The following is a 15338-nucleotide window of genomic DNA, read 5'->3' on the forward strand; positions in this document are numbered from 1 at the left end:
TCTGAGAGTCCGAACCAAGGGCTTTTCAAATATCGACCAGTCTCGCGACCGGATGCGCTAATCATAGCGATTCTCATTACCATGTCAAACGTTGTTTTTGGGATTTGCCTAAATAACTTTCAAAGCGAAGGCCGTGTGGCGACAAACAAGGAGAATGGTCAGGCTTTGTGGCGCGTCGAAACGGCGTCCAATTGTTTGTTCAAGGCTTCCTTGCGTTCGGCGGGGATGTCATTCCAGTGCACATCCATCAATGCGCCCTCAATGGCATAGAGCAACACCTTCGAAGCCCGGAACCCGCGAGTGCGTACTGCGCGATAGGCATCAACCGCTCCGAGGCGACGCAGATCCGAGGCGCTGTGGATGCCCACGGCATGCAGCCACTGGGCTGATGTCTTGCCCAGGTTCTTCAGGTGTTGCAGTTCATCATTCATCGAACCTCCTTGCGACGGCCGACTGGTGCAGTGGGCAAGCTTCTCAGGAGTGTAGCGGTCAGTAGGAAAAACGTGATTCTTTGGTGGGATTTGAAGCAAAAGCTTCTAATGCATTACGCACGATAGGTGGGGGCGCGCGGCAAGATGCAGCGTCCAGCGCAGGCGGGGGCGCTGGAGATCAATTGGGTTGACGGCAGATTCGGCCCGATTCAGCGGGTGCGGTAGCGCAGCCGGGTGCCAAAGTTCATCGACATCAGAATTTCGTCGGCAGACAGTTCTGCCGGGAAATAGGCGCCCGATATTTGCGCATGGGCCAGGCTGGCACCTTCCAGGGACGACTTGCGAAAATCGATGCCGCGCAAATCCGCGGAGCGGAAGTAAGCGTCGGTGAAATCCACGTCGTCGGCATTGAGCTCTCGCAGATCCAGACCGCGAAAATCGCCGCCACGCATATCAACCGGGCCTTGTGGCCGTTCGTTGTTGAAACCGGCAATGTCGTCTTCGCGCAGCAAAGCATAAAGCGGGGTACTGAGAAGCTTGGGTAGGCTCATTTCATATCACCTGTTGGTTTTATGACGCCAGTATAGTGCCACTGTTTGGCGGCCGTGAAGGGTGGGCAGACTCCACGGCCGAAATAGTTTTTTACAGGCCTGGCAAGCGTTGACGAATCTGCGCGACCACGATGTCGAGCGTGCCGCTTTCATTGGTCTGGACCCGTTTGCTGCAAAGGATTTCCGCAGGGGTGAGTGCTTCGCGGCTGGCCTGTTGGGCGGCGATAACGGCCAGATTTGCGTCGGACGGATCTGTCTGATCGGCCTGACGCTGCGCCAGCCTGCTCTCGATAACCGCTTGTGGCGCATTGCAATCGAGGATCAGGAACGGAGCGCCCGTGGCCTCGGCAACTTTCGCCGCAGCATTGCGCTGATCGTGTTTGAGGTACGTGGCGTCGATCACTGCTGGGAAGCCGGCATGCAGGATGACACTGGCGATTTCATGCAAGCGGGCATAAGTGGCGTCGCTGGCGCCGCTGCTATAGATGCCGGCTTGTGGATCATTGGGCACTTGCTGCTCACCAAACAGACGCTTGCGCTCAACGTCCGAGCGCAAGCGAATGGCGCCCAGGGCTTCCACCAGGCGCATCGCGACATGGCTTTTGCCAACGGCCGAAACGCCGTGGGTGATGGCCAGAAAGCGCGAGGGAATGGTGCTGTAGCTTTCGGCCAGGTTCGCGTAGTTGCGGTATTGGCGCAGGGTTGTGGCGCGCTGCACCGGGTCGGCTTCGGCCGGCATGCTGAACAGCGCGACCTTGGCGCGGACCAGGGCGCGGTAGGCTTTGTAGAAGTTCAGCAGCTCCAGGCCTTGATAGTCGCCGGTCAGCTCCAGATATTGGCTGACGAAACGTCGCGCCAGCGACTTGAGGCCGCGGTCTTCCAGGTCCATCGCCAGGAATGCAGTGTCGGCATAGACATCGGTGAAGCGGAACGGCTCGTTGAACTCGATGCAGTCGAAAATCACTACCTTGCCATCGATCACCGTGGCATTGCCCAAGTGGATGTCACCGTGGCATTCGCGGATGAAACCTTCAGTCTTGCGTTGAGTGAACAGCGGTTTGAGGCGTTCGAAGCTGCTTTCGGCCCAGGCTTGCAGGGCTTCGAGCTGCAACAGGTCAGCCTTGTCACTGAGGAACGGACGAATCTGTTCGAAGTTCTGCCGCACCGGTGCCATAACGCTGTCGGGGGTGCCGGCGGCGTTTTCGGCAGGCACGGTGGGCGTAGAGAGATGGAAGCGGGCGATCTGCGCGGCCATTTCGTCAACGTGCGCGGTGGTCAGTTCGCCGTTGGCCTGGAGCGTGCTGAGCAGTTGGCTCTGGGGAAACTGACGCATCTTCAGGGCGTATTCGATGGCCGGACCTTCGCCACCCAGTTGCGGCACTTGCGGGGTGCCGGTAATCGGCATGACTTCCAGGTACAGATCCTGGGTCAGGCGCTGGTTCAAGCGCAGTTCTTCCCCGCAGAAATGCTTGCGTGCCTCGAGGCTGGTGAAATCAAGGAAGCCGAAATTGACCGGTTTTTTGAATTTGTAGGCATACGGCCCGGTGAGCAATACCCAGGAAATGTGGGTCTCGATGACCTGGAACCCTTCAACGGGATGCGGATAGAGGGCCGGGTTTTGCAGGGCAGCGATCAGGGACTGGCTCACGGGCGATCCTTCAGAGACTGGGAAAATTCAAGGCCGTCATTATGGCGGCAAGCCGCGTTAACGCAAACAGGAGGGGGCCGTTGTGTGGTCATGTTGAACCGCGGCAAAGTGCGTATAATCCGCCGCCATGACTCGTACCCGATCCCCCCGTACCCCCAAGAAACCACCCGCCAGTCGCTTGCGGCCCTGGCTGGGCTGGGCCCTTAAACTCAGCCTGGTGGGCCTCGTCGTGCTCGCTGGCTTTGCGGTCTACCTCGATGCCGTGGTCCAGGAGAAGTTCTCCGGCAAGCGCTGGACCATCCCGGCCAAGGTCTACGCCAGGCCCCTGGAGCTGTTCGTCGGACAAAAGCTGAGTCGGGACGATTTCCTGACCGAGCTCGATGCCCTCGGCTATCGCCGTGAAAGCGTTGCCAATGGCCCGGGTGCTGCGTCCGTCAACGGCAATACCGTCGACCTCAATACCCGCGGTTTCCAATTTTATGAAGGCATGGAGCAGGCGCAGGCGGTGCGAGTGCGTTTCTCCGGCGACTACGTGGCTGCGCTGACCGGTGCCAACAATGCGAAGCTGTCAGTGGTGCGCCTTGAACCGCTGCTGATCGGTGGCCTCTACCCCAAGAACCTTGAAGACCGGATCCTGATCAAGATCGACCAGGTGCCGCCGTTCCTGCTCGATACGCTGATCGCTGTCGAGGACCGCGATTTCTACCATCACTTCGGCGTCTCGCCCAAGTCGATTGCCCGGGCCATCTGGGTCAACACCTCCTCGGGCCGTATGCGCCAGGGCGGCAGTACCCTGACCCAGCAATTGGTCAAGAACTTCTATTTGACCAACGAGCGCAGCCTCAGCCGCAAGCTTACCGAAGCCATGATGGCGCTGTTGCTGGAACTGCACTACGACAAGCGGGAGATTCTCGAGGCGTATCTCAACGAAGTCTTTGTCGGCCAGGACGGCCAGCGGGCGGTTCACGGTTTCGGCCTAGCCAGCCAGTTCTTCTTCAGCCAGCCGCTGTCCGAGCTCAAGCTGCATCAAGTGGCATTGCTGGTGGGGATGGTGAAAGGGCCGTCCTCCTACAACCCGCGGCGTAATCCGGAGCGTGCCCTCGAGCGGCGCAATCTGGTACTCGACTTACTGCAACAGCAAGGCGTGGCAACGGCCGAGCAAGTCGAAGCGGCGAAGAAGATGCCTTTGGGTGTGACCAAGCGTGGCAGTCTGGCAGACAGCTCGTTCCCTGGTTTCATGGACCTGGTCAAGCGTCAACTGCGTGAGGACTACCGCGACGAAGACTTGACCGAAGAAGGCCTGCGGATCTTCACCAGTTTCGACCCGATCCTGCAGATGAAGGCCGAAGCATCGGTCAATGACACCTTCAAGCGACTGGCCGGGCGCAAGGGCTCTGATGAAGTGGAAGCCGCGATGGTGGTGACCAACCCGGAAACCGGCGAAGTCCAGGCCATGATCGGCAGTCGGCAGGCCAGTTTTGCCGGTTTCAACCGGGCGCTCGATGCGGTCCGCCCGATCGGCTCCCTGATCAAGCCGGCGGTCTACCTCACCGCCCTGGAAAAACCGAGCCAGTACACCCTGACCAGTTGGCTGTCCGACGAGGCGTTCTCGGTCAAGGGCGCGGACGGCCAGGTGTGGAAGCCGCAAAATTATGATCGCCGCTCCCACGGTACGGTGTTCCTGTACCAGGGGCTTGCGCATTCCTACAACCTGTCGACGGCTCGCCTCGGGCTTGAAATCGGCGTGCCGAATGTCCTCAAGACCTTGGCCCGCCTGGGTGTCAGTCGCGAATTCCCGGCATTCCCATCGATGCTGCTGGGAGCCGGTGGCCTCACGCCGATTGAAGTGGCAGCCATGTACCAGACACTGGCCAACGGTGGCTTCAACACGCCGATGCGCGGCATTCGCAGCGTGCTTACCGCCGACGGCGAGCCGCTCAAGCGCTATCCGTTCCAGATCCAACAGCGTTTTGATCCCGCGTCCATTTATCTGATCCAGAGCGCCATGCAACGGGTCATGCGTGAAGGCACCGGCAGTTCGGTTTATAACGTACTACCGCGTAACCTGACCCTGGCGGGCAAGACCGGTACCAGCAACGACTCGCGCGACAGCTGGTTTGCCGGTTTCAGCCAGGACCTGCTGGCAGTGGTCTGGCTCGGCCGTGACGACAATGGCAAGACCCCGTTCACTGGCGCCACCGGGGCATTGCAGGTCTGGACCAGTTTCATGCGCAAGGCCGATCCGTTGCCGCTGGACATGCCGCAACCAGACAATATCGTTCAGGCCTGGGTGGATTCGCGCACCGGTCAAGGCTCCGACGCCAGTTGCCCGGGCGCGGTGCAGATGCCGTATATTCGCGGCAGCGAACCACCACCCGGTGCAGCCTGTGGCATTCCAAACCCCGCCGAATCGGTCATGGATTGGGTCAAGGACTGGATGAATTAAGCAAAGAGGGTTTCAAGTGAACAAGTGGTTGATTCCAGCGGTTACGGCCGTGGCATTGCTCAGCGGTTGCTCTACCGTACAACGCGGTTCGATTCCGGTTGTCGATTCCGGCACTGCCGTTTCCAATAGCGAGCGGGTCTCGGCCAATGGCGGCTTCCGTCAAACGACGGTGCAGCGGCCGGTGCAGGGACAGGTCCAGGCGATTCCCCAGGGCGATACCGGTGTCGTCGTGATGGTGCCCGGTGGCGGCGCCACGACGTCGGCACCGATCAGCAGCACACCGATCACGCCAGGGCCGATCACGCCGGGCCCTATCGATACTTCACCAATCGACCAGGGCAGCTTCAACATGCCTTCTGCACCGAGCAGCATTCCCTCGACCAGTTCGGGAGGTCTGTCCGCTGATGAACAATTGGACGGTCCAGTACTGGCATTGCTCACCACAGCCCAACAGCAACAGGCCGGTGGTGACCTCAATGGTGCGTCCTCCAGCCTTGAGCGAGCCCAGCGTGTTGCGCCGCGTGAACCCCAGGTTCTCTATCGCCTGGCCCAGGTGCGCATGGCCCAGGGCGATGCGCCGCAAGCCGAGCAACTGGCCCGCCGTGGCCTGACATTCGCCAACGGTCGTCCGGCGCTTCAGGCCAGCCTGTGGGAATTGATCGCTCAGGCCCGTGAGAAACAAGGCGACTCCGCCGGCGCGGCATTGGCCCGTCAGAAGGCCAAGGTTTCGCTCTGATGGATACGCGTTTTCCCAAGATCGCCGATCAGTTGCTGCTGATTGAGCGCGAGTTGCGGGTCCAGGGCTGGTGGAGCAGCGTTTCGCCGTCGGCCGAGGCGTTGGCCAGTGTCGAGCCGTTCGCGGTCGACACGCTGGACTTCGAGCAATGGCTGCAATGGATTTTCCTGCCGCGCATGAAAGCCATCCTGGAAAATGACCTGCCGCTGCCCAACGCCTCGGGCATCCTGGAGATGGCTCAAATGGTCTATGCCCAGCGGCCGGGGCAAGGCGTCGAGTTGCAGCGACTGTTGGCGCAGTTCGACCAATTGATCAGCGACGTTAACTGACCGCCATTTATTGGCAGTGCTCCTCGATCTGCTTGCGGGTTTCGTCGATGCGCTGGCGCCGCTCCTCTTCTGTGAGGCGGCGCATTTCCCCTTCCACATCCTCGCGTACCCGCGGGTTGTTCTGCAGTTGCGCCAGATTGGTCCGAGTCTGTTCGCAGAAGGCCTTGAGCTGGGCTTGCTGCTCGGCAATCTGTTGCTTGACCTGTTGGTCAATCGCCTTCTGGTCACCAATGACCCCGGCAGGCGGGGGGGCTGCTGGCTTGGCGGCGGAAGGGGAGGACTTGATCACCGTTGTGGCCTGTCCTCCAGGCGGTGGCTGGGAGCCAAAGTGGGTAACCCCTTGGGCGTCCACCCATTTATAGACCTGACCGGCCATGCACATCGGGCTCAGGCCAACCAGCAGGCTGGCCGTCAAGAAGAACATTCGCATGCTGTTTCCTTGTCATGGGTTGCGCAATTGAAGCTAACACAGTTGCTGTTTAAAGGTTTTTTCTTGCGTTCTCATGCGCTTACTTCGAATAAAGCACATTGACGGCTTGACTTGCAGAGGGCGAAACAGAAGAATCCAAAGTCCGCTGTAGAGGGACTGCCAGAAGCAGGCCCACTCGGCAGATCATGAGGCGCACATCCGCGCCGACCTGTTACACCCGCAACGCGTTACCTCGCGCTGGGTGGGAAAGGCCCGCAACACTTGGGACGATCCCAATACTTGCTCAGTCAGTGCTGACGTAGTCGGCGACCACCGTCGCTCATGCTCTGCCGAGAAGTAAACCTATTAAGACCCGTCCCTTTTTGTGGGCCGGTATTCTGGCGTTTTAGAGGTGAACAACGTGGAGCTTTTATCTGGCGGTGAGATGCTCGTCCGCTTTTTGCGTGACGAAGGCGTCAAATATATCTACGGGTACCCCGGTGGTGCTCTTCTTCATGTCTATGATGCCCTGTTCAAAGAACCGGAAGTGACCCACATCCTGGTTCGTCATGAGCAAGCGGCGACCCACATGGCTGACGGTTATGCCCGTGCCACCGGTAAAGCCGGCGTGGTCCTGGTGACTTCCGGCCCTGGCGCCACGAACGCCATCACCGGTATCGCCACGGCGTACATGGACTCTATCCCGATGGTGATCATCTCCGGTCAGGTGCCCAGCACCATGGTCGGCACCGACGCGTTCCAGGAAACCGACATGATCGGTATTTCCCGGCCGATCGTGAAGCACAGCTTCATGATCAAGCACGCTTCGGAGATCCCGGAGGTCATGAAGAAGGCGTTCTACCTGGCTGAATCCGGTCGTCCGGGCCCGGTTGTGGTCGATGTCCCGAAAGACATGACCAACCCGGCCGAGAAGTTCGAATACATTTTCCCCAAGAAAGCCAAGCTGCGTTCCTACAGCCCGGCTGTGCGCGGTCACTCCGGGCAAATCCGCAAGGCAGCCGAAATGCTGCTGGCGGCCAAGCGTCCGGTGCTGTACTCGGGTGGCGGCGTCATCCTCGGTGGTGGCTCCGCGCCGCTGACCGAATTGGCGAAAATGCTCAACCTGCCGGTCACCAATACGCTGATGGGGTTGGGCGCCTACCCGGGCACTGACCGTCAGTTCATCGGCATGCTCGGCATGCACGGCAGCTATACCGCCAACCTGGCGATGCACCATGCCGATGTGATTCTGGCGGTCGGCGCGCGTTTCGACGACCGTGTCATCAACGGCCCGGCGAAATTCTGCCCGAACGCCAAGATCATCCATATCGACATCGACCCGGCGTCGATCTCCAAGACCATCAAGGCAGACGTGCCGATTGTCGGTCCTGTGGAGAGCGTGCTGAGCGAAATGGTCGCCATCCTCAAGGAAATCGGCGAGGCTCCGAACAAGGAGTCCGTGGCCAGCTGGTGGAAGCAGGTTGATGAGTGGCGCGGTGATCGTGGCCTGTTCCCTTACGACAAGGGCGACGGCAGCGTGATCAAGCCGCAGACCGTAATCGAAACCCTGTGCGAAGTGACCAAGGGCGATGCCTTTGTGACCTCCGACGTGGGCCAGCACCAGATGTTCGCCGCGCAGTACTACAAGTTCAACAAGCCCAACCGCTGGATCAACTCCGGTGGTCTGGGCACCATGGGCTTCGGTTTCCCGGCGGCCATGGGCGTCAAGTTGAGCTTTCCGGATAGCGACGTCGCCTGTGTCACGGGCGAGGGCAGTATCCAGATGAACATCCAGGAGCTGTCGACCTGCCTGCAGTACGGTTTGCCGGTGAAAATCGTCAACCTGAACAACGGCGTACTGGGCATGGTTCGCCAGTGGCAGGACATGAGCTACGGCAGCCGTCACTCGCACTCCTACATGGAGTCGTTGCCGGACTTCGTCAAGCTGGTCGAAGCCTATGGTCACGTGGGCATCCGCATCACTGACCTGAAGGACTTGAAGTCCGGGCTCGAAGAAGCTTTCGCCATGAAGGATCGCCTGGTGTTCCTCGATATCAAGGTCGATACCAGCGAGCACGTCTACCCGATGCAGATCAAAGACGGCTCCATGCGCGATATGTGGCTGAGCAAGACGGAGCGTACCTAATCATGCGACATATTATTTCCCTGCTTCTGGAAAACGAACCGGGTGCTCTGTCTCGCGTAGTGGGCCTGTTTTCGCAGCGCAACTACAACATCGAAAGCCTGACCGTGGCGCCAACCGAAGACCCGACCCTGTCGCGTCTGACGCTGACCACTGTGGGGCACGATGAAATCATCGAGCAGATCACCAAGAACCTGAACAAGCTGATCGAGGTGGTCAAGCTGGTGGACCTGTCGGAAAGCGCGCACATCGAGCGCGAGCTGATGCTGGTCAAGGTCAAGGCCACCGGTGCCCAGCGCGCCGAGATCAAACGCACTACCGATATTTATCGTGGGCAGATCGTCGATGTCAGCGCCAGCGTCTATACCGTTCAGTTGACCGGTACCAGCGACAAGCTCGACAGCTTCATTCAATCGATCGGCACTGCCTCGATTCTGGAAACCGTACGCAGTGGCGTCACCGGGATTGCCCGTGGCGACAAAGTACTGAGCATCTAAACCAAATTAGCGAATGGCCTGAATGGCCGGAAATAGGGGTAATTCATGAAAGTTTTCTACGATAAAGACTGCGACCTGTCGATCATCCAGGGCAAGAAAGTCGCCATCATCGGTTACGGTTCCCAAGGCCACGCCCAGGCGTGCAACCTCAAGGACTCCGGTGTTGACGTGACCGTCGGCCTGCGTAAAGGCTCGGCCACCGTTGCCAAGGCCGAGGCCCATGGTCTGAAAGTCACCGACGTGGCTTCTGCCGTTGCCGCCGCCGACCTGGTCATGATCCTGACCCCGGACGAGTTCCAGTCTTCGCTGTACAAGAACGAAATCGAACCGAACATCAAGAAAGGCGCCACCCTGGCCTTCTCCCACGGTTTCGCGATTCACTACAACCAGGTAGTGCCACGCGCCGACCTCGACGTGATCATGATCGCGCCGAAGGCCCCGGGCCACACCGTTCGTTCCGAATTCGTGAAGGGCGGCGGTATCCCTGACCTGATCGCGATCTATCAGGACGCCTCCGGCAACGCCAAGAACGTCGCTCTGTCCTACGCTGCCGGTGTTGGCGGCGGCCGTACCGGCATCATCGAAACCACCTTCAAGGACGAAACCGAAACCGACCTGTTCGGCGAACAAGCCGTTCTGTGCGGCGGTACTGTCGAGCTGGTCAAGGCCGGTTTCGAAACCCTGGTTGAAGCTGGCTACGCGCCGGAAATGGCCTACTTCGAATGCCTGCACGAACTGAAGCTGATCGTTGACCTCATGTACGAAGGCGGTATCGCCAACATGAACTACTCGATCTCCAACAACGCTGAATACGGCGAGTACGTGACGGGTCCGGAAGTGATCAACGCCGAATCCCGCCAGGCCATGCGTAACGCCCTGAAACGTATTCAGGACGGCGAATACGCCAAGATGTTCATCAGCGAAGGCGCTACCGGCTATCCTTCGATGACCGCTAAGCGTCGCAACAACGCCGCTCACGGTATCGAAATCATTGGCGAGCAGCTGCGCTCGATGATGCCGTGGATCGGTGCCAACAAGATCGTCGACAAAGCCAAGAACTAAGTCGCGAGCTTGATCGGAAAACGCGGCCCTGGCCGCGTTTTTTCGTTTGGGCGGTGGCTTCTGGTATAAAGCTGCATCGTTTGCGGCCGAACCCTCGTCCCAGACACCTGTCGAATTTTTCACACCGTTGCAAGGTACTGTCCATGAGCGAACGCCCCGACGAGCCCAACCAGGCTCCTGACGCCGAAAGCCTGCTGCCCATCGATGAGCACGTCGAAGAAGGACATGACGCTGAAGGCCGTAAGGTCCGGCACCGTGGCATCTATCTGCTGCCGAATCTGTTCACCACCGCGAACCTGTTCGCCGGTTTCTATTCCATCATCAGCTCCATGAGCGCCCAAGCGGCCTTGAGCGCCGGCGATAGCGCCGGGGCGAGTCGTTACTTTGCCTTCGCTGCCATCGCGATCTTTGTCGCCATGGTGCTCGATGGCCTGGACGGGCGTGTGGCCCGCATGACCAATACCCAGAGCGCGTTCGGTGCCGAGTACGATTCGCTGTCGGACATGGTCGCTTTCGGCGTGGCCCCGGCCTTGCTGGCGTTCGGTTGGGCGCTGGGGGACATGGGCAAGGTTGGCTGGATGGTCGCTTTCATCTATGTCGCCGGTGCCGCGTTGCGTCTGGCACGTTTCAATACCCAGGTCGGTACGGCTGACAAGCGCTACTTCATCGGCTTGGCGAGTCCTGCCGCTGCGGGTGTCGTAGCCGGTGTTGTTTGGGCTTTCAGCGACTACGGTATCCAGGGATCGAAGATGTCGTTCCTTGTGGCGCTGCTGGTAGCGGCGGCCGGTATGCTGATGGTCAGCAACATCAAGTACAACAGCTTCAAGGAGCTGGATCTCAAAGGGCGGGTGCCGTTCGTTGCGATTCTGGCGGTGGTGCTGGTGTTCGCGGTGGTCTTCAGTGATCCGCCACGTATCTTGTTGCTGGTATTCCTCGCCTATGCCGCTTCCGGCCCGGTTCAATACCTGTTGCGCCTGCGCCGACACAAAAAAGCCGAGTGATGTAATTTCCCTCATACTCCGCAGTCTATTGGTGCATCTGCCCTCCAATGCTGCGGAGTTGTCATGCTGATCAAGATCCCCAAGTCGTCCGACTGCCTTGAGTCGGACGTCACGCCAGAATCCCTCTATTTATCCCGTCGCCAAATGCTTGGGGCCGCCATGGCGGGGCTTGCCGTCAGCGGTCTTCCGCGTTGGGCCAGTGCTGCCGATGTTGCGCGTTATGCGGATGTCGAGCCCGGCAAGGCGCCGTCCTGGTTTGCCGAGAAGCTGCCGTCCACCCAATGGGGCGCGGTTACGGTCAAGGATGAGTCCATCACTCCTTTTAAAGACGCCACCCATTACAACAATTTCTATGAGTTCGGAACCGGCAAAGGTGATCCGGCGGCCAATGCCGGATCCTTGAAAACCGAGCCCTGGAGTGTGGTGGTGGATGGAGAGGTGGGCAGGCCGGGGCGCTATGCCTTGGAAGACTTCATGAAGCCTTACCAGTTGGAGGAGCGAATCTATCGCCTGCGGTGCGTGGAGGCCTGGTCCATGGTTATCCCATGGATTGGCTTTCCCATTTCGGCGTTGCTCAAGCAGGTCGAGCCGACCTCCAAGGCCAAGTACATTCGTTTCGAAACCCTGCAGGATCCCAAGACTATGCCAGGGCAGCGCTCAGGGTTTGCTTTGATCGACTGGCCTTATGTCGAGGGCTTGCGACTGGATGAAGCGATGAATCCGCTGGCAATCATGGCGGTTGGGATGTATGGGCGAGAGTTGCCGAATCAGAACGGTGCACCGTTGCGCTTGGTGGTGCCCTGGAAGTACGGGTTCAAAAGTGTGAAGTCCATTGTGCGCATCAGTCTGGTCAGCGAGCAGCCCAAGACCACCTGGCAGAGCATTGCGTCCGACGAGTACGGCTTTTACGCCAACGTCAATCCGACGGTCGATCACCCGCGTTGGACCCAGGCACGGGAGCGCCGTCTGCCGAGCGGGCTGTTCAGTCCTAACGTGCGCGATACGTTGATGTTCAACGGCTATCAGGATGAAGTCGCTTCTTTATATGCAGGGATGGACTTGAGGAAGGACTACTGATGCGTTTTCCAGTCTGGCGAATCGGCGTCTTTGTCGCGGCGGCGGTTTGGCCGTTGCTCTGGCTCTACGAAGCGTTGATGAATAAGTTGGGGCCTGACCCAGGCAAGGTGCTGGTGGATCGGCTCGGGTTGGGCACGCTTATTTTGTTGTTGATCACCTTGAGCATGACGCCGTTGCAGAAACTCACGGGGTGGGCAGGGTGGATCGCGGTCAGGCGTCAGCTGGGATTGTGGTGTTTTGCTTATGTGGTGCTGCATTTGAGTGGGTATACGGCGTTCATCCTGGGGTTCGATTGGTCGCAACTGGGCGTCGAGCTGAGCAAGCGACCTTATATTATCGTCGGAGCGCTCGGGTTTCTGGGGCTCTTGGCGCTGGCGATTACTTCCAATCGCTACAGTCAGCGGCGACTGGGCGCGCGCTGGAAAAAACTGCATCGCCTGGTTTATCCGATCTTGGGCCTTGGATTGCTGCATATGTTGTGGATTGTGCGGGCCGATCTTAAGGAGTGGTCGATTTACGCCTTTATAGGTGCTGTGCTTTTGATGCTTCGAATTCCTGTGGTTACGCGCCGGATACCGCGTTTAATTGGACGCAAAGCACCTTCTGCAACAAAAGCGTAATTAACGCTTGACGGCAAATTCTGGACGTCTATAATTCGCCCCACTTCCGGCGCAGTCGAAACGAAAAACTCCTTGAGTTTCAATGAGTTAAACGATTTTAGGCAGCGCAGGGCTTCAGGTCATCGAAGCTTGGGAAGCGGTTAGTGGGGCGGTTTTCCTGGCTCCGTTAACGGTTCGATCTTCTCGATCGAAAGCGTCAAAAAGAGGTGTTGACAGCAGCGAGTAACGCTGTAGAATTCGCCTCCCGCTAACGAGAGATCGGAAGCGCAAGTGGTTGAAGTTGCAGAGGAAATTTTGAAAACTTCTTAAATAACCGCTTGACAGATACACCGGGCGCTGTAGAATGCGCGCCTCGGTTGAGACGAAAGGCTCAACCCACCGCTCTTTAACAACTGAATCAAGCAATTCGTGTGGGTGCTTGTGGAGTCAGACTGCTAGTCAACAGATTATCAGCATCACAAGTTACTCCGCGAGAAATCAAAGATGTAACCAACGATTGCTGAGCCAAGTTTAGGGTTTTCTCAAAACCCAAAGATGTTTGAACTGAAGAGTTTGATCATGGCTCAGATTGAACGCTGGCGGCAGGCCTAACACATGCAAGTCGAGCGGTAGAGAGGTGCTTGCACCTCTTGAGAGCGGCGGACGGGTGAGTAAAGCCTAGGAATCTGCCTGGTAGTGGGGGATAACGCTCGGAAACGGACGCTAATACCGCATACGTCCTACGGGAGAAAGCAGGGGACCTTCGGGCCTTGCGCTATCAGATGAGCCTAGGTCGGATTAGCTAGTTGGTGAGGTAATGGCTCACCAAGGCGACGATCCGTAACTGGTCTGAGAGGATGATCAGTCACACTGGAACTGAGACACGGTCCAGACTCCTACGGGAGGCAGCAGTGGGGAATATTGGACAATGGGCGAAAGCCTGATCCAGCCATGCCGCGTGTGTGAAGAAGGTCTTCGGATTGTAAAGCACTTTAAGTTGGGAGGAAGGGCATTAACCTAATACGTTAGTGTTTTGACGTTACCGACAGAATAAGCACCGGCTAACTCTGTGCCAGCAGCCGCGGTAATACAGAGGGTGCAAGCGTTAATCGGAATTACTGGGCGTAAAGCGCGCGTAGGTGGTTCGTTAAGTTGGATGTGAAATCCCCGGGCTCAACCTGGGAACTGCATTCAAAACTGTCGAGCTAGAGTATGGTAGAGGGTGGTGGAATTTCCTGTGTAGCGGTGAAATGCGTAGATATAGGAAGGAACACCAGTGGCGAAGGCGACCACCTGGACTGATACTGACACTGAGGTGCGAAAGCGTGGGGAGCAAACAGGATTAGATACCCTGGTAGTCCACGCCGTAAACGATGTCAACTAGCCGTTGGGAGCCTTGAGCTCTTAGTGGCGCAGCTAACGCATTAAGTTGACCGCCTGGGGAGTACGGCCGCAAGGTTAAAACTCAAATGAATTGACGGGGGCCCGCACAAGCGGTGGAGCATGTGGTTTAATTCGAAGCAACGCGAAGAACCTTACCAGGCCTTGACATCCAATGAACTTTCCAGAGATGGATTGGTGCCTTCGGGAACATTGAGACAGGTGCTGCATGGCTGTCGTCAGCTCGTGTCGTGAGATGTTGGGTTAAGTCCCGTAACGAGCGCAACCCTTGTCCTTAGTTACCAGCACGTATGGTGGGCACTCTAAGGAGACTGCCGGTGACAAACCGGAGGAAGGTGGGGATGACGTCAAGTCATCATGGCCCTTACGGCCTGGGCTACACACGTGCTACAATGGTCGGTACAGAGGGTTGCCAAGCCGCGAGGTGGAGCTAATCCCACAAAACCGATCGTAGTCCGGATCGCAGTCTGCAACTCGACTGCGTGAAGTCGGAATCGCTAGTAATCGCGAATCAGAATGTCGCGGTGAATACGTTCCCGGGCCTTGTACACACCGCCCGTCACACCATGGGAGTGGGTTGCACCAGAAGTAGCTAGTCTAACCTTCGGGGGGACGGTTACCACGGTGTGATTCATGACTGGGGTGAAGTCGTAACAAGGTAGCCGTAGGGGAACCTGCGGCTGGATCACCTCCTTAATCGACGACCGCAGCTGCTTCATGAGCTCCCACACGAATTGCTTGATTCATTGAAGAAGACGATTGGGTCTGTAGCTCAGTTGGTTAGAGCGCACCCCTGATAAGGGTGAGGTCGGCAGTTCGAATCTGCCCAGACCCACCAATTTCATGGTGTTCCCTGTAGAAATACGGGGCCATAGCTCAGCTGGGAGAGCGCTGCCTTGCACGCAGGAGGTCAGCGGTTCGATCCCGCTTGGCTCCACCATTACAGATTGGCACCAACGTTTAAAGCTTAGAAATGAGCATTCCACCAAGACGGTGTGAATGTTGATT

13 protein-coding genes, 2 tRNA genes and 1 rRNA gene are annotated in these 15338 nt (G+C 58.1%); 12 read left to right on the top strand and 4 right to left on the bottom strand.

What is annotated here, in order from left to right; all coding sequences use genetic code 11:
* Positions 1-158 precede the first annotated feature (158 nt).
* The 3 genes from PSH91_RS04340 to PSH91_RS04350 all read right to left on the bottom strand — a co-directional run bounded on the left by PSH91_RS04340 (position 159) and on the right by PSH91_RS04350 (position 2630).
* Positions 159-431 (bottom strand): TfoX/Sxy family protein, encoded by a 273-nt coding sequence (locus PSH91_RS04340; protein WP_047229837.1) that lies wholly within the window; start codon positions 429-431, stop codon positions 159-161.
* 209 nt (positions 432-640) lie between these two features.
* Positions 641-982 carry a pentapeptide repeat-containing protein gene (locus PSH91_RS04345; RefSeq protein ID WP_047229836.1) on the bottom strand — a complete coding sequence of 114 codons (342 nt, stop codon included), beginning with the start codon at positions 980-982 and terminating at the stop codon, positions 641-643.
* Positions 983-1073: 91 nt separating this feature from the next.
* Entirely contained in the window at positions 1074-2630 is a 1557-nt protein-coding gene (locus PSH91_RS04350; protein WP_305467405.1) for a bifunctional aminoglycoside phosphotransferase/ATP-binding protein, read from the bottom strand.
* A gap of 127 nt (positions 2631-2757) precedes the next feature.
* Between PSH91_RS04350 and mrcB the strand changes: the two genes are divergently transcribed.
* Genes mrcB through PSH91_RS04365 form a run of 3 tightly spaced genes read left to right on the top strand, consistent with a single transcriptional unit; the run spans position 2758 to position 6141 of the window.
* On the top strand, positions 2758-5076 hold the full coding sequence (mrcB, locus tag PSH91_RS04355) for a penicillin-binding protein 1B (protein WP_047229834.1): 2319 nt from the start codon (positions 2758-2760) through the stop codon (positions 5074-5076).
* Positions 5077-5092: 16 nt separating this feature from the next.
* Positions 5093-5812: a M48 family metallopeptidase gene (locus PSH91_RS04360; protein WP_047229833.1), complete on the top strand. Its 720-nt coding sequence runs from the start codon at positions 5093-5095 to the stop codon at positions 5810-5812.
* On the top strand, positions 5812-6141 hold the full coding sequence (locus tag PSH91_RS04365; protein WP_047229832.1) for a YqcC family protein: 330 nt from the start codon (positions 5812-5814) through the stop codon (positions 6139-6141). Before PSH91_RS04360 ends, PSH91_RS04365 begins: the two co-directional genes overlap by 1 nt.
* Positions 6142-6148: 7 nt before the next feature.
* On the opposite strand, the gene PSH91_RS04370 is transcribed toward PSH91_RS04365, so the two are convergent.
* Positions 6149-6571, bottom strand: coding sequence for a DUF4124 domain-containing protein (locus tag PSH91_RS04370; RefSeq protein ID WP_047229831.1), 423 nt, complete (start codon positions 6569-6571; stop codon positions 6149-6151).
* Between the two features lie 400 nt (positions 6572-6971).
* On the opposite strand from PSH91_RS04370, the gene PSH91_RS04375 reads away from it, so the two are divergent.
* The 9 genes from PSH91_RS04375 to PSH91_RS04415 all read left to right on the top strand — a co-directional run bounded on the left by PSH91_RS04375 (position 6972) and on the right by PSH91_RS04415 (position 15270).
* On the top strand, positions 6972-8696 hold the full coding sequence (locus PSH91_RS04375; RefSeq protein ID WP_047229879.1) for an acetolactate synthase 3 large subunit: 1725 nt from the start codon (positions 6972-6974) through the stop codon (positions 8694-8696).
* Between the two features lie 2 nt (positions 8697-8698).
* Positions 8699-9190, top strand: coding sequence for an acetolactate synthase small subunit (gene ilvN / locus PSH91_RS04380; protein ID WP_003205610.1), 492 nt, complete (start codon positions 8699-8701; stop codon positions 9188-9190).
* Positions 9191-9235: 45 nt separating this feature from the next.
* A complete protein-coding gene (gene ilvC / locus PSH91_RS04385) occupies positions 9236-10252 on the top strand; it encodes a ketol-acid reductoisomerase (protein WP_003228216.1) in 1017 nt (338 codons plus the stop codon).
* A gap of 143 nt (positions 10253-10395) precedes the next feature.
* The gene (gene pssA / locus PSH91_RS04390; protein ID WP_076386334.1) at positions 10396-11253 is read left to right on the top strand and encodes a CDP-diacylglycerol--serine O-phosphatidyltransferase; all 858 of its coding nucleotides are present in this window, start codon (positions 10396-10398) and stop codon (positions 11251-11253) included.
* A gap of 63 nt (positions 11254-11316) precedes the next feature.
* A complete protein-coding gene (gene msrP / locus PSH91_RS04395) occupies positions 11317-12330 on the top strand; it encodes a protein-methionine-sulfoxide reductase catalytic subunit MsrP (RefSeq protein WP_107322936.1) in 1014 nt (337 codons plus the stop codon).
* The gene (gene msrQ / locus PSH91_RS04400) at positions 12330-12950 is read left to right on the top strand and encodes a protein-methionine-sulfoxide reductase heme-binding subunit MsrQ (protein WP_047229828.1); all 621 of its coding nucleotides are present in this window, start codon (positions 12330-12332) and stop codon (positions 12948-12950) included. Before msrP ends, msrQ begins: the two co-directional genes overlap by 1 nt.
* 540 nt (positions 12951-13490) lie before the next feature.
* Positions 13491-15026: ribosomal RNA gene (locus PSH91_RS04405) — 16S ribosomal RNA — on the top strand.
* 65 nt (positions 15027-15091) lie between these two features.
* Positions 15092-15168: transfer RNA gene (locus tag PSH91_RS04410), tRNA-Ile, on the top strand.
* 27 nt (positions 15169-15195) lie between these two features.
* Positions 15196-15270, top strand: a tRNA-Ala gene (locus PSH91_RS04415).
* Positions 15271-15338: the final 68 nt, after the last annotated feature.

The organism is Pseudomonas sp. FP1154 (genome assembly GCF_030687245.1).
Classification (GTDB): Bacteria; Pseudomonadota; Gammaproteobacteria; order Pseudomonadales; family Pseudomonadaceae; genus Aquipseudomonas; species Aquipseudomonas rhizophila.